The organism is Mesorhizobium sp. WSM4830 (assembly GCF_055811495.1).
The window spans coordinates 234,929-254,303 of record NZ_JBVVQI010000005.1 but is presented as its reverse complement, the minus strand read 5'-3'; the positions used below and the strand labels follow the sequence as shown (position 1 = coordinate 254,303).

General features: G+C 62.7%; 23 protein-coding genes. 15 read left to right on the top strand and 8 right to left on the bottom strand.

Annotation, left to right across the window (positions count from 1 at the left end):
• Positions 1-158: 158 nt before the first annotated feature.
• From AC0L2Y_RS09930 to AC0L2Y_RS09910, 5 genes are read right to left on the bottom strand one after another with little or no spacing between them, the layout of a single operon-like run.
• Complete coding sequence (locus tag AC0L2Y_RS09930; protein ID WP_352491558.1) at positions 159-554, bottom strand: hypothetical protein; 396 nt, start codon at positions 552-554, stop codon at positions 159-161.
• A gap of 45 nt (positions 555-599) precedes the next feature.
• Positions 600-1,724, bottom strand: coding sequence for a DNA-processing protein DprA (gene dprA, locus AC0L2Y_RS09925; RefSeq protein ID WP_473555734.1), 1,125 nt, complete (start codon positions 1,722-1,724; stop codon positions 600-602).
• Positions 1,721-2,308, bottom strand: a complete 588-nt coding sequence (plsY, locus tag AC0L2Y_RS09920; RefSeq protein WP_352491556.1) for a glycerol-3-phosphate 1-O-acyltransferase PlsY — start codon at positions 2,306-2,308, stop codon at positions 1,721-1,723. Before plsY ends, dprA begins: the two co-directional genes overlap by 4 nt.
• A gap of 58 nt (positions 2,309-2,366) precedes the next feature.
• Entirely contained in the window at positions 2,367-3,653 is a 1,287-nt protein-coding gene (locus AC0L2Y_RS09915; protein ID WP_473555732.1) for a dihydroorotase, read from the bottom strand.
• Positions 3,653-4,615 carry an aspartate carbamoyltransferase catalytic subunit gene (locus AC0L2Y_RS09910; RefSeq protein ID WP_473555730.1) on the bottom strand — a complete coding sequence of 321 codons (963 nt, stop codon included), beginning with the start codon at positions 4,613-4,615 and terminating at the stop codon, positions 3,653-3,655. Before AC0L2Y_RS09910 ends, AC0L2Y_RS09915 begins: the two co-directional genes overlap by 1 nt.
• A 155-nt stretch (positions 4,616-4,770) precedes the next feature.
• Between AC0L2Y_RS09910 and AC0L2Y_RS09905 the strand changes: the two genes are divergently transcribed.
• The 3 genes from AC0L2Y_RS09905 to AC0L2Y_RS09895 all read left to right on the top strand — a co-directional run bounded on the left by AC0L2Y_RS09905 (position 4,771) and on the right by AC0L2Y_RS09895 (position 7,424).
• Positions 4,771-6,399 (top strand): DNA alkylation response protein, encoded by a 1,629-nt coding sequence (locus AC0L2Y_RS09905; RefSeq protein ID WP_473555729.1) that lies wholly within the window; start codon positions 4,771-4,773, stop codon positions 6,397-6,399.
• A gap of 159 nt (positions 6,400-6,558) precedes the next feature.
• A complete protein-coding gene (locus AC0L2Y_RS09900; protein ID WP_473555727.1) occupies positions 6,559-7,113 on the top strand; it encodes a hypothetical protein in 555 nt (184 codons plus the stop codon).
• Entirely contained in the window at positions 7,113-7,424 is a 312-nt protein-coding gene (locus AC0L2Y_RS09895; protein ID WP_473555724.1) for a DUF6105 family protein, read from the top strand. Before AC0L2Y_RS09900 ends, AC0L2Y_RS09895 begins: the two co-directional genes overlap by 1 nt.
• Here AC0L2Y_RS09895 and ruvX read toward each other — a convergent pair.
• Complete coding sequence (gene ruvX, locus AC0L2Y_RS09890) at positions 7,391-7,876, bottom strand: Holliday junction resolvase RuvX (protein WP_023674907.1); 486 nt, start codon at positions 7,874-7,876, stop codon at positions 7,391-7,393. The genes AC0L2Y_RS09895 and ruvX overlap by 34 nt on opposite strands.
• Positions 7,877-7,992: 116 nt before the next feature.
• On the opposite strand from ruvX, the gene AC0L2Y_RS09885 reads away from it, so the two are divergent.
• The 6 genes from AC0L2Y_RS09885 to AC0L2Y_RS09860 all read left to right on the top strand — a co-directional run bounded on the left by AC0L2Y_RS09885 (position 7,993) and on the right by AC0L2Y_RS09860 (position 12,359).
• Positions 7,993-8,700 carry a metal-dependent hydrolase gene (locus AC0L2Y_RS09885; protein WP_352666573.1) on the top strand — a complete coding sequence of 236 codons (708 nt, stop codon included), beginning with the start codon at positions 7,993-7,995 and terminating at the stop codon, positions 8,698-8,700.
• 24 nt (positions 8,701-8,724) lie between these two features.
• Entirely contained in the window at positions 8,725-9,141 is a 417-nt protein-coding gene (locus AC0L2Y_RS09880) for a hypothetical protein (RefSeq protein WP_352666575.1), read from the top strand.
• Positions 9,142-9,217: 76 nt separating this feature from the next.
• Positions 9,218-9,505: an Asp-tRNA(Asn)/Glu-tRNA(Gln) amidotransferase subunit GatC gene (gene gatC / locus AC0L2Y_RS09875; protein WP_023674910.1), complete on the top strand. Its 288-nt coding sequence runs from the start codon at positions 9,218-9,220 to the stop codon at positions 9,503-9,505.
• A 7-nt stretch (positions 9,506-9,512) separates the two neighbouring features.
• Positions 9,513-9,971 carry a GNAT family N-acetyltransferase gene (locus AC0L2Y_RS09870; protein WP_473555722.1) on the top strand — a complete coding sequence of 153 codons (459 nt, stop codon included), beginning with the start codon at positions 9,513-9,515 and terminating at the stop codon, positions 9,969-9,971.
• Complete coding sequence (locus AC0L2Y_RS09865) at positions 9,971-11,536, top strand: amidase (protein WP_352491547.1); 1,566 nt, start codon at positions 9,971-9,973, stop codon at positions 11,534-11,536. Before AC0L2Y_RS09870 ends, AC0L2Y_RS09865 begins: the two co-directional genes overlap by 1 nt.
• Before the next feature lie 28 nt (positions 11,537-11,564).
• Positions 11,565-12,359, top strand: coding sequence for a YdcF family protein (locus AC0L2Y_RS09860; protein WP_352491546.1), 795 nt, complete (start codon positions 11,565-11,567; stop codon positions 12,357-12,359).
• Here AC0L2Y_RS09860 and AC0L2Y_RS09855 read toward each other — a convergent pair.
• A complete protein-coding gene (locus tag AC0L2Y_RS09855; RefSeq protein ID WP_352491545.1) occupies positions 12,308-13,051 on the bottom strand; it encodes a DUF599 domain-containing protein in 744 nt (247 codons plus the stop codon). The genes AC0L2Y_RS09860 and AC0L2Y_RS09855 overlap by 52 nt on opposite strands.
• Before the next feature lie 170 nt (positions 13,052-13,221).
• Here AC0L2Y_RS09855 and AC0L2Y_RS09850 point away from each other — a divergent pair, with 170 nt between their 5' ends.
• The 4 genes from AC0L2Y_RS09850 to AC0L2Y_RS09835 all read left to right on the top strand — a co-directional run bounded on the left by AC0L2Y_RS09850 (position 13,222) and on the right by AC0L2Y_RS09835 (position 16,702).
• On the top strand, positions 13,222-14,625 hold the full coding sequence (locus tag AC0L2Y_RS09850) for an L-serine ammonia-lyase (RefSeq protein WP_473555719.1): 1,404 nt from the start codon (positions 13,222-13,224) through the stop codon (positions 14,623-14,625).
• Between the two features lie 84 nt (positions 14,626-14,709).
• Entirely contained in the window at positions 14,710-15,147 is a 438-nt protein-coding gene (locus AC0L2Y_RS09845) for a DUF1489 family protein (RefSeq protein ID WP_352491543.1), read from the top strand.
• 125 nt (positions 15,148-15,272) lie between these two features.
• The gene (locus tag AC0L2Y_RS09840) at positions 15,273-16,004 is read left to right on the top strand and encodes a vWA domain-containing protein (protein ID WP_473555717.1); all 732 of its coding nucleotides are present in this window, start codon (positions 15,273-15,275) and stop codon (positions 16,002-16,004) included.
• A complete protein-coding gene (locus AC0L2Y_RS09835; protein ID WP_352491541.1) occupies positions 16,004-16,702 on the top strand; it encodes a DnaJ domain-containing protein in 699 nt (232 codons plus the stop codon). Before AC0L2Y_RS09840 ends, AC0L2Y_RS09835 begins: the two co-directional genes overlap by 1 nt.
• A 50-nt stretch (positions 16,703-16,752) precedes the next feature.
• Here the strand turns inward: AC0L2Y_RS09835 and AC0L2Y_RS09830 are convergent, their stop codons facing one another.
• Positions 16,753-18,141, bottom strand: coding sequence for a D-alanyl-D-alanine carboxypeptidase family protein (locus tag AC0L2Y_RS09830; protein ID WP_352491540.1), 1,389 nt, complete (start codon positions 18,139-18,141; stop codon positions 16,753-16,755).
• A gap of 297 nt (positions 18,142-18,438) precedes the next feature.
• Here AC0L2Y_RS09830 and AC0L2Y_RS09825 point away from each other — a divergent pair, with 297 nt between their 5' ends.
• Positions 18,439-18,768, top strand: a complete 330-nt coding sequence (locus AC0L2Y_RS09825; protein WP_023717745.1) for a phasin family protein — start codon at positions 18,439-18,441, stop codon at positions 18,766-18,768.
• 274 nt (positions 18,769-19,042) lie between these two features.
• Positions 19,043-19,369, top strand: coding sequence for an ATP-dependent Clp protease adapter ClpS (clpS, locus tag AC0L2Y_RS09820; protein WP_023717744.1), 327 nt, complete (start codon positions 19,043-19,045; stop codon positions 19,367-19,369).
• Positions 19,370-19,375 lie beyond the last annotated feature (6 nt).

Genomic DNA, 19,375 nt, shown 5'->3' with positions numbered 1-19,375 from the left:
TCAACACCTCCGGCCAAAAGCCAAAAGTGTTACCCATGTGTCCGGTACAAAACGTCACCTATGTCTCGGGTCGCTCATTTTGTACGGCCCGGAGACATAGGTAACAGTTTGTACCTAAGACATGGGTGACAACCTCGTGCCGAACGCATGCAGTGGCCTTAGCCGCCCGCCCCATCATCCATCATCGTGCCAGTGAGTGCCTCATAGGCTCTGCTGCATAGCTGTGAATGCGGACAATCCTTCACGATAAGCACTGGCAACACGGTGAGAACCGCTGCGGCAAGGATTTGCAGGCAAAGACCGACGGCGCTTACCTTCCTGTCGAACACGCCGGCCAGGAAGAAGTAGAGACCCTGGGCCATGCAGGCTGCCGTCAGAATGCCCAGAAGTGTGCTGGTCGCTCTTGCGAAGGGCGTTATGTAGCCGTCGGGAAAACCCAGCATGCCGAGATCCATCGACCATTGCAGCGCCAGCATGACGCTCAGCGCTGACCAGACAAGGGTCGTCGTACGAGCGAACAGCGTCTGCTTTGGTTTGTTGCTCGGATCGGCCATCGGGATCACAGCGGAATTGCTTGCCGGGACATGCAAAAGCTCTCGTCAAATCAGCGAGACGTTGCCGCCGGCATGGCGTTCGAGCCGGCCGGCTAGGTCGAGCTCCAGCAGCACCATGAACACTTGGGCGGGATGCAGGCCGGTGTGGCGGATGATCTCGTCCACTGCTACTGGCGTCGGGCCGAGCGCCTCAACGACGCGGTCGCGGTCGTCCTCGCGCGGCGGCGGTGTTGCCGAAAAGTCGGGCGGCTCTTCAAGCGGCAATGTCCTTGGCGCCCAGTCGCCGACCAGCGGCGCGATCGCACTGGTGACATCGGCGGCCTCGGTCACAAGGGTGGCGCCATCCTTGAGCAGGCCATTGGTGCCGGCGGCGCGCGGATCGAGCGGCGAACCGGGAACGGCGAAGACCAGGCGGCCCATCTCGCCCGCCAGCCGGGCGCTGATCAGCGAGCCGGAGCGCTGTGCGGCCTCGACCACCACCAATCCCAATGCAGCGCCGGCGACGAGCCGGTTGCGGCGCGGAAAATCCTGTGCGCGCGGCTGCCAGCCAAACGGCATTTCGGAGATGATGGCGCCACCGCGCTCGGCGATCTCGTCGCACAGGCCGGCATTTTCGGGCGGGTAGGGCAAATCGAGGCCGCCGGCGAGCACGCCGATCGTGCCGGTCGAAAGGCTGCCCTGGTGCGCGGCCGTATCGATGCCGCGCGCCAAACCGGAGACGATGCCATAGCCGTCACGGCCAAGGTCCGCCGCCAGCATCCGCGCCATCTTGATGCCGGCCAGCGATGCGTTGCGAGCGCCGACGATGGCGACCGCTGGCAAGCGGAACACCGCGCTATTGCCCTTGACCGCAAGCAGCGGCGGCGGATGATCCATGCTTTTCATCAGCGGCGGATAATCCGCCTCGCCGATGCCGACGAAACGGGCGCCGGCCCGCCGGGCCGTCTCCAGCTCGGCCTCGGCCTCCGCAATGGACGGGATGCGGACGATTTTTTTGGCGCCACCCGAAATCATCAGCTCGGGCAGCATCGATAACGCTGCTTCGGCCGAACCGAACCGGTTGATCAGGTCGCGAAAGGAAGCCGGGCCGACATTCGGCGTGCGGATTAGACGAAGCCAGCTCAGCCGCTGCCGGTCGCTGAGGCGCGGCCCGGCGTCGGGCTCGCTCACTCCTTGGCCCCGATCTTACCCTCGGTGCCGGCAAGCAGCCGAGCAATGTTGGCGCGGTGCTTTACGATGACGATGAGGCTCATCGCCGCGAAAAGCCCGGCAATCTGCTGCGTGCTCAGGAAATACAGGGCTACGGGCACGACCACCGCTGCGGTCAGTGCCGCAAGCGAGGAGAAACGGAACAGGAAGGCCACCGCCAGCCAGACGACGGCGAAGATCAGCGCCACCTGCCAGGCAAGGCCGATCAGCACGCCAAGGTAAGTGGCGACACCCTTGCCGCCCTTGAAGCCGAGCCAGATCGGAAAAAGATGACCTAAAAACGCGCCGAAGCCGGCCCAAAGTCCGAGCTCGGGCGCAAATCGGCCGGCGATCAGCACCGCCGCGGTGCCCTTCAGCGCATCGAGCAGAAGTGTGGCCGCGGCCAAGCTCTTGTTGCCGGTGCGCAGCACGTTGGTGGCGCCGATGTTGCCGGAGCCGATGTTGCGCACGTCGCCGAGGCCGGCGGCACGGGTGATCAGCAGGCCAAACGGGATCGAGCCGAGAAGATAGCCGAACACCAATGCCAAGACGGGACTGTAAGCCATTGTTCCCCCGAACTTTCCTTGGCTGAGCGGATTTTAAGGCGTGACGCCTGTTTTCGTCCTACGCCGAAAACACTGTGCGGCCCGCCACTATCGTTTGCAAGACCTTGCCTTGCAGTCGCGCGCCTTCGAAACAGGTGTTTTTCGAGCGTGAGCGGATGCCGCTCTCGCTGACGACCCATGGTTCGTCCAGATCGACGAGCGCAAGGTCGGCCAATGCCCCCGGTTTCAGCGTGCCGCCGGGCAGGCCGAACAATCTTGCCGGCGCGGTCGACAGTGTCTCGACCAGCCGGAGCAGCGTCACGTCGCCATTGTGATAGAGCCGCAGCGCTGCGCCCAATAATGTTTCCAGCCCGATGGCGCCTGCCGCGGCATCGGCGAAGGGCAGGCGCTTGGTGTCGACGTCCTGCGGGTCGTGCGAGGAGACGATGAGGTCGATGGTGCCGTCCTTGATCGCCTCGATCATCGCCAGCCGGTCTTCCTCGGCGCGCAGCGGCGGCGTCAGCCGGAAGAAGGTGCGGTACTCGCCGACATCGTTCTCGTTGAGCGACAGATTGTGGATCGACACGCCTGAGGTGACGTTGGCGCCATCGGCCTTTGCGCGCGCTACCGCGTTTGCCGCCATAGCCGTCGAAATCTTGGCAGCGTGATAGGCGCCGCCGGTCAGGCGAGCCAACGCGAGATCGCGCTCCAGGGGGATCGATTCGGCTTCGCGCGGAATGCCGGCAAGGCCAAGCCAGCTTGCGTAAAGGCCTTCGTTCATCACACCGGCCGAAGCGAGGTCGGCGTCTTGGGTTTCATGCGCGATGACGCCACCGAAATCGCGCGCATAGGTCAGCGCGCGGCGCATCACCAGCGCGCTGGCGATAGAATGCCGGCCGTCGGTGAAGGCGACCGCGCCGGCCTCGCGCAGCAGGCCGAATTCGGTCATCTCGCGGCCTTCCAGCCCCTTGGTGATCGCTGCTGCCGGAAAGATGTTGACGATTGCGGTGTCCTTGGCGGTGCGCAGCACGAACTCGACCAATGCGACGTTGTCGATCACCGGGTCGGTATCGGGCATCATGACGACTGAGGTGACACCGCCGGCCGCCGCAGCGATGCTCGCCGAAGCGATGGTTTCGCGGTGTTCGCCGCCCGGTTCGCCGATGAAGACACGCGCATCGATCAGGCCGGGGAGGATGGTCTTGCCGGCGCAGTCGATGATCGTGGCGCCTTCGGGCGCGCCCTGGTTCAAGGCCGCCTTGCCGGCCGCAACGATTCTGCGGCCTTCGACGATGACGGTGCCGACCTCATCGATGCCGCGCGACGGGTCGACGATGCGGGCTCGGCTGAAGACCGTTATGCCCATCAGCCGCGGCCCTCGTGGTTTCGACGGGGGTCGAGCAGCGCTTCCATCACCGCCATACGCACGGCGACGCCCATCTCAACCTGTTCCTGGATGACGCTTTGCGGGCCGTCGGCGATCGCCGAGGCGATCTCGACGCCGCGGTTCATCGGGCCGGGATGCATGACCAGCGCACCGTCCTTGGCCGCCTTCAGCTTCTCGGCGTCGAGGCCGAAATAGCGGAAATATTCGCGCACCGACGGTACGAAAGCGCCTTCCATGCGTTCGCGCTGCAGGCGCAGCATCATCACCACGTCGGCGTCCTTCAGACCCTCGGCCATCGAGCGGGTAACGATGACGCCCATCTTCTCGATGCCGGCGGGCAAAAGTGTCGAAGGGGCTACGACCCGGACCTGGGCACCAAGCGCGTTGAGCAGGATGATGTTGGAGCGGGCCACGCGCGAATGCAGGATGTCGCCGCAGATCGCCACGATCAGCTTCGACAGCGGACCCTTGGCGCGGCGGATGGTCAGTGCGTCGAGCAGCGCCTGGGTAGGGTGCTCATGGGCGCCGTCGCCGGCGTTGACCACCGAGCAGCCGACCTTTTGGGCAAGAAGTGCTGCCGCGCCGGCCGATTGATGGCGGATGATCAATATGTCGGGACGCATGGCGTTCAGCGTCATCGCCGTATCGATCAGCGTCTCGCCCTTTTTCACCGAAGAGCTCGCTACGGACATGTTCATGACGTCGGCGCCGAGCCGTTTGCCGGCCAGCTCGAATGACGATTGCGTACGGGTCGAGGCTTCGTAGAAGAGATTGATCTGGGTGCGGCCGCGCAGCGTCGATGTCTTCTTGTCAGACTGCCGCGAGATGGCAACGGCCCGGTCCGCCCGGTCGAGCAGTAGCTCGATATCGGCGGGGGAAAGATCGCGGATGCCCAGAAGATGGCGGTGGGGATAAAGTGGCAGGGACGATGCGTCGGTCATCTCAAGTCGCTGCTATAGGGGGGAGGCCTCGCGGCTGCAAGCACCGGCTTGGGATTGGATTGGTTCTCCCCGGTATTTTCGTCGCGCGCCGCTGGCCATAGGCTATAAACCGCCTTGGCTTTGGATTCGCAGCCTTCAGGTGATAAGGACGAAGCGTGACTGACGACGTGACCAACCAGCCGCCGCCGCTGGCCGGCGGCAACGCCTGGCGGGGCGATCCGTTGCTGATCCAGCTTGCCGAGCGCTTTTCCGATCCGGTCCGCAAGGACCTCGACGGGCTTGGTCGTTTCGTTCTGACCCATGAGGCGCAGGAACTGGCCCGTCTTGCCAATGTCGAGACGCCGAAGCTCAGGACCCATGACCGCCAGGGCCGGCGCATCGACCAGGTCGAGTTCCATCCCGCCTATCACGCGCTCATGCGCCGCTCTGTTGCCAACGGGCTGCATTCATCGGTCTGGGAGAATGGCGACGCCGAGATCGGCCGCCGCCACCAGGTGCGCGCTGCACGCTTTTACCTCACGGCTGAGCTCGAGACCGGACATCTCTGCCCGATCACGATGACCAGCGCTTCGCTGGCAGCGCTGATGGCCAGCCCGAAGCTGTTTCGCGAATGGGCGCCTCGGGTGACGACGCGCAAATACGATCAAAGCCAAAAGCCTCCGGTCGAAAAAGCCGGGCTGACACTCGGCATGGGCATGACCGAGAAGCAAGGCGGCACCGATGTCCGTGCCAACGTCACCAGGGCCGAGCGCGCCGGCAGCGGGTTTTATCGCCTGACCGGCCACAAATGGTTCATGTCGGCGCCGATGTCGGATGCTTTCCTGGTGCTCGGACAGGTGCCGGAGGGACTGTCATGCTTTCTCGTGCCCCGCTTGCTCGGCGACGGATCCGGCAACGGCTTCCGTTTTCAACGGCTGAAGGACAAGCTCGGCAATCGATCCAACGCCTCGTCGGAGGTGGAATTCGTCAATGCCATCGGCGAGATGGTCGGCGAGCCCGGCGCCGGCGTGAAGACGATCATGGACATGGTAACCCTGACGCGGCTCGACTGTGCCATCGCCTCGTCGGCGATCATGCGGGCCGGACTGGCCGAGGCCGTCCACCACACGCGCCACCGCAAGGTGTTTGGAACCAATCTGATCGAGCAGCCGCTGATGCAGCGTGTGCTGGCCGATATGGCGCTCGACGTTGCCGCCGCTACCGCGCTGTCGTTCCGGCTGGCGCGCTCCTTCGACGAGGCGGCCGGCGACCGCGGCGAGGCGGCCTTCGCCCGCGCCATGACGCCGGTGGTCAAATACTGGGTCTGCAAGATTGCGCCGCCGCTGCTCTATGAAGCGATGGAGTGCCTCGGCGGCAATGGCTATGTCGAGGAGGGACCGCTCGCCCGCTACTATCGCGAAGCTCCGGTCAACGCGATCTGGGAAGGTTCAGGCAATGTCATGGCGCTCGACGTGTTGCGCGTGCTCGGCCGCGCGCCAGGCCTGTTCGACGACGTGTTGGCCGGCATCGACCGCGATCTCGGCGCCGGCGGACGCGGCACCGTCGGCGTGCTCAAGGCGGCAATGCAGGTCGCAGCAACCGACGAGGGCTCGGCGCGGCTCTTGACCGAGCAATTGGCATTGTCGGCGGCGGCGGCAGAGCTTCGCAGGCTGGGGGCAGGGCGGATCGCCGACGCCTTCGTCGAAACGCGCCTCGCCGGCCAGTGGCGCAATACCTATGGCATGATCGATTCGCGCCATGATGCGCGCATGATCATCGATACGCTCTACCCGCCGATCAACTAAGGGCCGTCGCCCTATTCGCTGCCGCTCTCGCGACCCTGTGGATGGCCGTTAACCTTAACGAATGGTTTCCATTGCGGCGGCCGGTGGCAAAGCCCACTGTTATGGTTAAGGCAAGGATTGTTCAGCTTGAGCGGCTTTGCCCTGCGAAGCAGGAGCGTCATGCGGCATATTCTGAGCTCTTTTCTGGCATTGCATTGGGCGGCCGTTTTCGCCCTGCTGGCGTTCATCTGCATCGACGGGAATCGAGGCGTGGCGACTGCCCTTGGCGTGCTGGGCGTTCCCGTCCAGAACACTCGATTTGCCGATCTCGAAAACGCCGTCGTCGTGGCGCCGCTCGCCGTGGCACTGCTTGTCGTCGCGGTGCTGTTCTGCTGGGCCTTTGTTGAAGCACTGACCAGCGACACGACCAACTCGGATCCGGCCGACAGCGTCGTGCGGATCGCCTTCATCTCCGCCTTGGGCGTGCTGTCGCTGATAGTCATCGGCGGCGCCGCGCAAGGCATCAATGGGCTGTTCATGGTTGTCGCGGTGCAATTGGCGGCACTTCTGGCGTCCTATGTCGCGATGCTCGCCGAGCGGCGGTCGGCCGTTGCCGCGGCAGTTCCCGGAACCGGCGAAATCCGAGCGGCCGCGCATGTCATGGCCAAGGCAGCGGCGCATAATTCCTCGCTTGCCCGCATTTCCGGCCGGCTGGATTCGAGGGATGACCGCTGATGCGCACCTTGTTCGCGCTGTGGGCGGCTCCGCTCCTCTTGTTTTGGGGCTGGTTCTTTCTGTCGCTCAACGACATCAATTTCGGCTATGTCATGCTGAGCCGCCAATTGCACGATCTCGTCTTCCAACTCTATGGACAGATGTTGGGCGTCGATCCGGCGCTTATTCCGGGCATGGTGGCGCAAGCTTGCGTATTCGACGGGCTGCTGCTGATGGCGTTCTGGGCATTTCGCCGCCGCAAGGCAATTGGCGGCTGGATCACGGCGATGCGCAACCGCTATTTCGACCAGGCATCGACGCCGAGCGCCTGAAGGCGGTCGAGAACGCCCTGCAGGATAAATGCGGCTGCCGCCGAATCGATCTTGCCGGCGCGTTTCTTGCGGGAAAAATCCATCTCGATCAGCGTCCGCTCGGCCGCCACCGTCGACAGCCTTTCGTCCCAAAAGAGGAAGGGCAGATCGGTCAATCCAGCCATGTTGCGGACGAAAGCGCGGGATTTTTGGGCGCGCGGGCCTTCCGAGCCGTCCATGTTGATGGGGAGGCCGATCACCACGGCGCCGGCATTTTCCTTCTGTAGCAGAGCGAGCAGCACTGCGGCATCGAGCGAGAATTTTCTGCGCATGATGACAGGGCGCGGGTGCGCGAAGGACAAGCCGCGGTCGGAAACCGCGACGCCGATCGTCTTGTCGCCGAGGTCGAGACCGGCCAGGGTCTTGCCGCCGCCGAGCCGGGCCGGCAACTCTTCGATGGTGATGATGCCCAACGGCTTTTCCTTTGACCGCGACACCGCACGTCCTATACGCGCAAAGCGTGCGTGGCACTTTAATTTCGCCGTCGGCGTTCTATCCTCTACCGAAGCAAAAATCGAGGAAAGCATTGATGAAACTGACCTGGTACGGACATTCGGCATTCCGAATTGAAATCGAAGGCGCGAAAATCCTCATTGACCCCTATCTGGTCGGCAATCCGTCATGGACAGGCGGCTGGGAAGGGCCGGCCGAAGGGGTCACGCACGTGTTGCTCACCCATGGCCACAGCGACCACATCAGCGGCGCCATCGAAGTGCTCAAGAAGACCGGCGCGATGCTGGTCGCCAATTTCGAGATTTGCATGTACCTGGTCGGCAAGGGCGTCGGTGACAAGCAGATCAATCCCGGCAATATCGGCGGTACGGTCGATTGCGGCGGCTTCACCACCACCTTCGTTCAGGCCCTGCACTCATCGTCCTTTTCGGGCGAGGGCGGCCAGAATACCTATCTCGGCAATCCGGGTGGGCTCGTCCTGCACTTCCCCGAGGACCAGACGCTTTATCATATGGGCGACACCGACATTTTTTCCGACATGGCGCTGATCAACGAATTGCATGAACCGAAGATCGGCATCGTGCCGATCGGCGACCGCTTCACCATGGGTGGGGCGGTAGCAGCCCTTGCCTGCCAGCGTTTCTTCAAGTTCGAGACCGTCGTTCCCGCCCACTTCGGCACGTTTCCGATGATCGACCAGACCGCCGACAAATTCGTGGCCGGGCTGGACGGATCGGGCGTGAAAGTGGCGTTGCCGAAGATCGGCGAGACGATTACGCTGTAAAGAAAGCTGATCCGGAACGATACGATGCGCTTGAGAAATTCTCTTTGCATTTCCATGCTGGTTGCCGCGTCGCCGGCGCTGGCGGCGGAGGATTTCATCGAGGGCATCTATCTGCAATCGGAGGACCTCTGCGCGCAGGCCAAAAAGGATACGCTGCAGACGGTGATCGAGGGCGGCAATATCGTGCTGTCGGCAAATGGCCTGGAAAGCATCGAATATAATTGTGAATTCCTGCAAATCACCAAAGCGACACGTTCACCAAGCTGGGCGGTGACCGCCATATGCCAGGAGCCGGGCTACGTCTTTCCGGATGTGCTCTCACTGACACAGATGAGCCCGAAGCAGATCGACCTGGTATCGGTTCGGCCTGCCACCGACGAAGGCGAGCAGAGCGGCAACGGCGGCAGTTATTTCCTCTGCGATGGCGTCGCGATGCCATAGGGCAGTTGTCGGCACGATGCATGTTGCGCGGCACGCGCTGCGCCGCTATAGCGCTGGTTTTCCCCGAGGCACGAACATGTCCGTTGATATTAAAACCGTGAAGCGCGTCGCGCATCTTGCCCGTATTGCGGTGAGCGAGGAGGATGCAGAGCGCATGACCGGCGAATTGAACGCCATTTTGGGCTTTGTCGAGCAGTTGAACGAGGTCGATGTTTCCGGCGTCGAGCCGATGACCTCGGTCACGCCGATGGCAATGAAAAAGCGCCAGGACGTCGTTACCGACGGCGGCAAGGCAGCCGACATCGTCGCCAACGCGCCGGCGACCGAAGAGAATTTCTTCCTTGTGCCGAAGGTCGTGGAGTAGCTGGCCGATGGCAATCGAGATCGCCGCGGAGACGCCGCTGCAGGACGATGTGCGCGGGCTGGTCGAGGAGCTCAATGCCACATTGCTGGAGCTGACGCCGCCGGAGCATTGCTACCATTTGACAGTCGAGCAGATGGCGGACCGCGACACGACCGTCTTCATCGCCCGCGACAACGGCCTTGCCATCGGTTGCGGCGCACTGAAGCGCCACGATGCCGTCGTAGGCGAGGTCAAGCGCATGTATACGCGACCTTCGCATCGCGGCTGCAAGATCGGCGCGAAGATTGTCGAGCGTATCGAGGCGCTGGCGCGCCAAGAAGGGCTTAAGCGTCTGGTGCTGGAGACGGGCGACCGTCATCCCGCCGCCTGGACCGTCTACGAACGCGCCGGTTTTTCGCGCTGCGGCCCGGTACTGGATTATCCCGATTCCGAGTGGTCGGTGTTTTACGAAAAGAGCCTTGCCTGATGAGCGACCTGACCCAGCTGACGATTTCGCAGGCCCGCGCCAAATTGCGTTCCAGGGAGATCACCGCCACCGAAATCACCGAAGCATATCTATCGGCGATCGAGCGAGCCAATCCGGCGCTCAATGCCTACGTCGTGGTTACCGACGACAAGGCGCGCGACATGGCCAAGGCCTCCGACGCGAAACTGGCCAAGGGCGAGGGCGGGTCGCTCGAGGGTATCCCGCTCGGCATCAAGGATTTGTTCGGCACCGAAGGTGTCCACACCCAAGCCTGCAGCCATGTGCTGGATGGCTTCAAGCCGCGCTATGAATCGACTATCACCGCCAACCTGTGGGCGGATGGCGCCGTCATGCTCGGCAAGCTCAACATGGACGAGTTTGCCATGGGCTCGTCCAACGAGACCTCGTATTACGGGCCCGTCATCAACCCGTGGCGGCGTTCGCGCCTCGACACGGTGGTGATGCCGACGACGCATCAGGGCGAGGGCGGCTTCGTTTCGGCGGGCGGCACCAGGACCGCGCGCACGTTGGACAATGCCCAACTGGTGCCGGGCGGTTCGTCCGGTGGCTCTGCATCAGCGGTCTCGGCCTTCCTGTGCGCAGGCGCCACCGCCACCGACACCGGCGGCTCGATCCGCCAGCCCGCCGCCTTCACCGGCACGGTCGGCATCAAGCCGACCTATGGCCGCTGTTCGCGCTGGGGCATCGTTGCCTTCGCCTCGTCGCTCGACCAGGCCGGGCCGATCGCGCGCGACGTACGCGACGCCGCGATCCTGTTGAAGTCGATGGCTTCGGTCGACCCGAAGGATACGACGTCCGTCGACCTGCGAGTGCCGGACTACGAGGCGGCGATCGGCCGCCCGATCAAAGGCATGAAGGTCGGCATTCCAAAGGAATATCGTGTCGACGACATGCCCGCGGAGATCGAGGCGCTGTGGCAGAAAGGCATTGCCTGGCTGAGGGATGCCGGTGCCGAGATCGTCGATATCTCGCTGCCGCACACGAAATACGCGCTGCCGGCCTATTACATCGTGGCGCCGGCCGAAGCCTCGTCCAACCTCGCCCGTTACGACGGCGTCCGCTATGGCTTGCGCGTGCCCGGCAAGGACATTGTCGACATGTATGAAAAGACCCGCGCTGCCGGCTTCGGGCGCGAGGTCAAGCGCCGCATCATGATCGGCACCTATGTGCTTTCCGCCGGGTACTACGATGCCTACTATCTGCAGGCGCAGAAGGTTCGAACCCTGATCAAGCGTGATTTCGAAAATGTGTTTGCCGCAGGCGTCGACGTCATCCTGACGCCGGCAACTCCGTCCGCCGCCTTCGGCATCGCCGACGAGGACATGGCCGCCGACCCGGTCAAGATGTATCTCAACGACATCTTTACGGTGACGGTGAACATGGCCGGCCTGCCCGGCATAGCGGTTCCGGCCGGGCTCGACGCCAAGGGGCTGCCGCTCGGCCTGCAGCTGATCGGCCGGCCCTTCGACGAGGGAACGCTGTTCCAGACCGCCCATGTCATCGAACAGGCGGCCGGCACATTTCAGCCGGAAAAATGGTGGTAGGATCGTTTCTCATCGGAGGGGGTGAGGGATGTTCTTCTATGTCTCCAAGGTTCTCGGGTTCTTCGTCGAGCCGTTGAATCTCGCGATCTTTCTGCTGCTGGCGGGGCTGGTCGCGGCGATGTTCGGGCGGCGACGGTTGGCGACCGCCGGCAGCACTCTTGCGTTCCTCATCCTTGTTGTTTCGACATGGAGCCCGCTCGGACCCATGATGCTCAATCCGCTGGAGGAGCGCTTCCCCAGGCCGCCGCTGCCGGAAAAGGTTGACGGTATCATCGTGCTTGGCGGCAGTCTGGATGGCGCCGTCAATCTGGTGCGTGGCGGCTATGAAATGAACGCCAGCGGCGACCGGATGGTCGAGGCTGCCGTGCTGGCGCGGCGGTTTCCGACAGCGAAAGTCGTTATCTCCGGTGGCAGCATCGAAACGTTCCGCGGCGGCGAAGGCGATGCAGATACCGCGCCGCGTCTTTTTGCCGCTTTCGGGGTGGCGGCCGATCGGCTGATCCTCGAGAACAAATCCCGCAACACCTACGAGAATGCTGTCTTCACCAGGGAACTGGTGACGCCGAAACCGGGCGAGACCTGGTTGCTGGTGACCTCGGCCTTCCATATGCCACGCGCCAAGGCGCTGTTCGACAAAGCCGGCTTTTCGACCGTTCCGTGGCCGGTCGACTATCGCACCTCCGGCAGGGAAAGCATCGGCACCTTGCCCTATCCCGGCGACTGGCTGGAGGTCACCACTGTTGCGATCCGCGAATGGATTGGGCTCACCGCCTATTGGCTGTCGGGCCGCATCGATCGGCCTTTTCCCGGACCGGGCGGCTGACCGAGCACCGCCTGCCGCGCCGCCGAAAAAAACTGGCGGCGCACCAGTACCGCCAGAAGCAGCAGCGTCGAAAGCACGAAGACAGTGGGATCGACGAACCAACCGAGATAGCCGATCGAGAAGAACACGCCGCGCAGGCCGGAATTGAAATGCTTTCCGGCCAGCATGTTCATCCGCGCGGCACGCCACACCGCCGTTTCGGTGACCGAATTGCGCGACGCCTCGCCATGTGGGATCGGCACGGCGCCGATCAGGATCGAGCAATAGTTGAACAGCCGGTAAGCCCAGCCAAACTTGAAGAAGGAAAAGGCCAGGATCAGCACCAGCCCGAACACCTTCGTCTGGAAGGCCGCGCGTGAGGACGTGGCGCCAAACGGCAGGTCGCTCAGCACGGTCAGAACCTGATCGGAGGCGCCGAGCAGGGCAAAACAGCCGCCGATCGCAATCAGCGAACTGGAGGCAAAGAAGGCGGTCCCCTGTTGCAGGCCGCTCATGATAGCGGTGTCGACGATGCGGATCTCGCGTTCGGCCATGGTCCGCATCCAGGTCTCGCGCTGCGCGTTCATCGCCCTCGTCAGCGACATGCGGCTGACCAGCATTCCGTCGGCGGCGAGCGTATGCAGTACCCACGCGGCAAGGAAGAACCCCAGCGCCGCAAGGTCGGCCGTCGATAGATGAAAGGAATCGCTCATGCATTGCTTTTACCACAGGCGGCGGTAACGCTTCGATGGCCGAAGCTGGAATGTCGCTGCCGGAGCAAACAAGGTCGGCAGGCGCAGCGCCGCGGTCCTTAAAACAGCGGAAAACATCATGGGAATTCCTATATGTAGACCTCAACAGGGTCCCAGGAGAAAACGCCCACGTGTTCCTTTCGGTTTTCGACTTGTTCAAGATCGGCATCGGCCCATCGAGTTCGCACACGATGGGGCCGATGACGGCTGCGCGGCGGTTTCTCGACGAGATTGCGGGAGACGACTGGCCGCGCCCGGCCGGCGCCAAGGTCGACCGGATCGCGGCCAGCCTGCATGGCTCGCTCGCCTATACCGGCATCGGCCATGGCTCCGATCGTGCCGTGGTGCTCGGCCTCGCCGGCCAGACGCCGCAGACGGTGGATCCCGACCAGGCGGACGGCATCGTCGCTCGCATCGCCGCCGAGAAGCGGATTTCGCCGCCCGGCCATCCGTCCTATCGTTTCGACCCGGCAACGGATCTTGTGCTGGATCGCAAGACGCCGCTGCCGGGTCACGCCAACGGCATGGCCTTCTCGGCCTATGATGCCGGCGATCGGTTGCTGCTGAGGCGCGTCTATTATTCGATCGGCGGCGGCTTCGTAGTGTCCGAGGAGGAACTGCAGCGGATGAAAGCAAGGGGCTCGGCGACAACCGAAGGCAAGAAGGTTCCGTATCCGTTCAAGAATGCCGTCGAAATGCTATCGATGGCAGCAAAAAGCGGGCTTTCCATTGCCGAGATGAAGCGCGTCAACGAGGAGAAGCAGATGTCGCGCGAGGAGCTCGACGCCGGCCTCGACGGCATCTGGAGCGCCATGAAGGGCTGCATCGAGCGTGGCCTGTCGCAAGACGGCATCATGCCGGGCGGACTGAAGGTGCGCCGCCGCGCCCGGATGCTGCACGACAAGCTGCAGGAGCAATGGCAGCAGAATCGGCCCAACCCGCTGCTCGCCAATGACTGGCTGTCGATCTATGCGATGGCGGTCAATGAGGAGAACGCCGCCGGCGGCCGTGTGGTCACCGCGCCAACCAATGGGGCGGCCGGCACTCTGCCCGCAGTGCTGCGCTACTGGTTGCATTTCCATCCCGAAGCCGACCAGCCCAGCATTCGCGATTTCCTGCTGACGGCGGCGGCCGTCGGCGGCATCATCAAAACCAATGCTTCGATCTCGGGGGCGGAAGTCGGCTGCCAGGGCGAGGTCGGTTCGGCTTCGGCAATGGCTGCGGCGGGATTGTGCGCCGTCATGGGCGGCACGCCCGAGCAGGTCGAGAACGCTGCCGAGATCGCGTTGGAACATCATCTCGGCATGACCTGCGATCCGGTCGGCGGCCTGGTGCAGGTACCGTGTATCGAGCGCAACGCGCTTGGTGCCGTCAAGGCGGTGACCGCCGCTTCGCTGGCGATCAAGGGCGACGGCGTTCATTTCGTGCCGCTCGATGCCGCGATCGAGACGATGCGCCAGACCGGGCTCGACATGAACGAAAAGTACAAGGAAACCAGCCTTGGCGGATTGGCCGTCAATGTCGTGGAGTGCTGAGCGCCAATCTGGGGCCCGGACCACCACTGTGGAGAAGTCGATCAGGCCGTTGACGCGTTCGCGTGCTGGACTAAACCTTAAACGATGTCTCTCAATCTCATAAAGCTTTGCGTCGGCTGTGACAGCGTCGAGGATCTGGAAGAGTGGATTGCCTTCCGTCTCGACGAGCGGCGCCGCGCCGGCGAACCGGCCGAGCACTACCACACCACCCGCATGGTGCCGACACGCGGCGCCGAGATTACCGACGGCGGCTCGCTCTACTGGGTGATCAAGGGCAATGTCCAATGCCGCCAGCTGATCACCGAAATCCGGCCCTTCACCGATGACGAGGGCATCGGCCGTTGCCATCTGATCCTCGATCCCGAGGTCGTGCGCACTGACTGGCAACCGCGCCGTGCATTCCAGGGGTGGCGCTACCTGAAGCAGGCGGACGCGCCGGCCGATCTCGGCAAGGGCAAAGCCGGGCTGATCGAGATGCCGCCGAAGCTCAGGCGTGAGCTTGCCGATCTCGGCCTGCTCTGACGCCAAGAAACGCAACGCCAAGACCACCAGCCGAAGCGCTTGTCCGCAGTTGCCATCATCACCGGTCCTCCAGGTCGCCTCATCTGGGCTTGCAAGCCGGGGAACAACGCCACATCTTGAATGTCATGAGCGACAAGAAGCAGCCCGTGCCTGCAAAGGCCAATCCTGCGCCGGTCGAGTCTCAATCGAGCACCGGCGAGATCGACGCGTTTCTCCGTCAGGCAAGGACGCTCGCTGCATCCGCCACCGGTTCAGGCAGGCTGATCCTGTCGCTTGACGCGACGATGAGCCGCCAGCCGACCTGGGATCTCGCCTGTGCGCTGCAGGCCGAGATGTTCGACGCCGTCGGCAAGGCCGGGGCGCTCAAGGTTCAACTTGTCTATTTTCGCGGCCTTGGCGAGTGCCGCTCCTCCGCATTCGTTACCGATACCGAAGCTCTGAAACAGTTGATGACGCGCATCGACTGCCGCAGCGGCCATACCCAGATCGGCAAGGTGCTCGCCCATGCGCTGAAACAGACGGCGGCGGCCAAGGTCAACGCGCTGGTCTATATCGGCGACGCGATGGAAGAAAGCATAGATGATCTGGCCGAAAAGGCCGGCAGCCTCGGTCTGCACGGCGTTCCTGTCTTCGTCTTTCAGGAGGGTCATGATGCCGCTGCGGAAAAGGCGTTCAAGGAAATTGCGCGGCTGTCGAAAGGGGCCTGGTTCCGGTTCGATCGACGGGCTGCCGCAACCTTGGCCGGCCTGCTTTCGTCCGTCGCCGTGTTTGCGACCGGCGGGCTGAAAGCACTGGAGGCCCGGGGCAGGCCGGAGGACCGGCTGATGATCGAGCATATGCGGGGCGGCGGAAACTGATGGGCGCAATTATCGCTTTTGTAGCATTGCTTCTAGTGCTTCTCGGCACGCTCACCATCTTCCTGCGCGCCGATCCGGCGAAGCTTGCAGGCGGCATGAGAACGCTTGGACCTGTGCTGCTCGGGCTGGTCGGCGTCGCCGTGCTGCTGGTCGGGCGCGAGGGCATCGGCGGCTTGATCCTGTCGGCTGCGCTCGCCTGGTACGGCTCCATGCGCATGAATCGGCCGGCAGCCAAACTGGCACCAGGCAAGCGTTCGACAGTTCGTACCGCGGCGCTTGAGATGGAACTCGATCACGATACCGGCGGCCTCGAAGGCCTTGTGCTGGCCGGGCGCCATGAAGGCAAGATGCTTGGCTCGATGGGGCTTGCCGAATTGCAGCAACTGTATCGCGAACTCTCCGGCGATCCGGAGAGCCGCCAATTGCTAGAGACGTATCTTGACGGCAGATTTCCCATCTGGCGCAAAGACGCTGATGCGAATGGTGGCGAAGGGCTGGGTGTTGCGCCAGGTTCTGGCGCCATGACTAAGGAGGAGGCCTACAAGATCCTTGGTCTTGAAGCGGGGGCTGCCGCGGCGGATGTCCGCAAGGCGCACCGCCGCCTGATGCAGCGCCTGCACCCCGATATCGGTGGCACGTCTTTCCTGGCGGCGCGGATCAATGAAGCCAAGGACGTCTTGCTCTCCAATCACAACTAGTCTCCTTCGACGCAGAACTTTCGGGAAAGATATCGTTTTTCGCGCGCCGCTTACTGCTGGACGGCGTAGCACTCGATCTTCTTCTTTTTCAAAGCGTTGCAGGCCTTCCAGGCAGCGGTCTTCGAACCGAAACCACCGAACCGGGCGCGGTAGTAGGTGACGCCGTCCTTGTCGAAGGCGACGGTGAAACCGGAGGCATCGGCCAGAACGGAGGGCGCCTGCTTCGTCGCCTTGTCGAGGAAAGCCTTCGCTTCGGCCTGTTTTGGCGAAGAGGCGACCTGTATTGCCCAGCCGGATGGCACCGATGCCGTGCTGACCGGATCGACCTCTGGCGCCGGTTCGGCATAGGCTGCGGCGACCCGGGCTGTCGCCACATCGTCCACTGTCGCCACGGCCGTCGTCTTGACCCTCTTGGCCTGAACGACCGGAGTGGTTTCTTCAACGACGGGCGCATTTTCCTCGACAAGGGAGGCAACGGCATCGTCGTCCGGCTTACTGTCCGGTGTCGGAGCGTCATGCTTCGGTAAAAGCACCTTGGCCAAGGCTGAAATCGGATTGCCGCCGCTAGCCTTGGCAATCAGCACGCCGCCGCCGCGCGACGACGCCTTCGGCATGTAGGCATTGATCAACCCGGCCATCTGGCTGTCGCGGCTGCCGCCGGACCTGCCGCCCATGACCACCGCTACGATGCGCCGATCGCCATCCGAGACCGAGGAGACCAGATTGTAACCGGAGGCGCGGGTGTAACCGGTCTTGATGCCGTCGACGCCCTTGATGCGTCCGAGCAGCCGGTTGTGGCCGTTGATACGCTGCCGCCCATAAAGAAAGGAGCGCTGCGAGAAATAGCCGTAATATTGCGGAAAATGCTCTCTCAGGGCGATGCCGAGCATCGCCATGTCGCGCGCGGTCGTGAACTGGCCGGGATCAGGCAAGCCGTTGGCGTTGCGGAAAACGGTTCCCCTCATGCCCAGCGCCCGCGCCTTGGCGGTCATCATGCGGGCGAAATTGGCTTCGTTGCCGCCGAGCATCTCGCCAAGCGCCGTTGCGGAATCGTTTGCCGATTTGGTCACCATCGACAGGATCGCGGTCTCGACCGTGACCGAGCCGCCCCGCTTGACGCCGAGCTTCGTGGGCGGTTCGGCTGCGGCATTGGCCGAGAACACGACCGGGGAATTCTTGCTGATCCTGCCCTTCGCCAACGCCTCGAACGTCAGATAGAGCGTCATCATCTTAGTAAGCGAAGCCGGATAGCGCCGGCCATCGGCATCCGACGAATAAAGCACCTTGCCGGTCTTGGCATCGATGACAATGGCCGCCGACTTGGCCGCCATGGATGAGGCCGCGTCCGCGATGACGAAGCTCATCGCCAAAGCGAGGACCATGATCGTTTTGAGGGGGGACGCGGATTTGGAAACGAAGCCCGACAACGCCTTACGCACTGATAGTTCCTTTGAATTTCCGTTGCCTGGAGGCGGCAAAGGTCCTGCCTCACCTCCGGCCACGCTAACGCGGGCAGCGTTACCAATCCGTTTATGGTAACCGCCGCGTTCACCATTTTCTGCGGGATTGAGCTTCTCTTTATTCGAATCTTAGCGATTGCCGGCAGCTCACGATGCGCATTGCCGCGGGAATCTTGACTTTTTGTGCACTGCACAATATATTTATACGCATTGCACAACGCGACCCGGACAAGGCGCGTCTATCGTCCAAGGCAACCGTTCAAGGGAATGCGTGAAATGACCCAGACCTATGAAGATTTCAGCAAATACGGCAAGGAATTTGCCGACACCGGATTGAAGAGCTTTGCATCGCTGTCCAAGGGTGCGCAGGCCATCGCCACCGAGGCGGGCGAGTACACCAAGAAAAGTTTCGAGGCCGGCAGCGCCGTTGTCGAGAAGCTCTTCTCCGCCAAGTCGCTGGATAAGGCGATCGAAATCCAGTCCGACTACGCCAAGCAGTCCTATGAGAGCTTCGTTACCGAGGCCACCAAGCTTGGCGATCTCTATGCCGAACTCGCCAAGGAAGCCTACAAGCCGTTCGAATCGATCGTCGCCAAGGCGAAGTAAATTCGACGAACGTTCCGAGCCGGCCCCTGGGCTTGCAAAGACAGACCCGGTCGCGAACGCGCGGCCGGGTTTTTTCATGCCAGCTCGAAATCGGGGGCCTGCGGTCTTCACGATTTGGAAAATCGGTCAAGTTTGGCCACCTAGCCATATTGTCAGCTAAACAGAAGGGCTTAAAATCGTCCATCGAACACCTACATGTCGAGGATGCATGAGGATTCGAAAAAGGCAGGACTACGTGACTACAGGTTTGACTGCCACGAGCTACGTGGTGCGAATGCAGAACGGCAGCAACGGCAATGAGGCCGGTCGCGGCACGGCCGTCATCACGCGCACAAAAACCAAGACCAAGAAGCCCAGTCTGTATCGGGTCCTCATTCTTAACGACGACTACACACCCATGGAATTCGTGGTCCACGTGCTGGAGCGCTTTTTCCAGAAGGACCGCGAAGCCGCCACACGCATAATGCTTCATGTTCACAATCATGGGGTGGGCGAGTGCGGGGTCTATACATTCGAGGTGGCCGAGACCAAAGTGTCTCAGGTCATGGATTTCGCCCGACAGAATCAGCATCCGCTGCAATGCGTGATGGAGAAGAAGTGAGGTAAC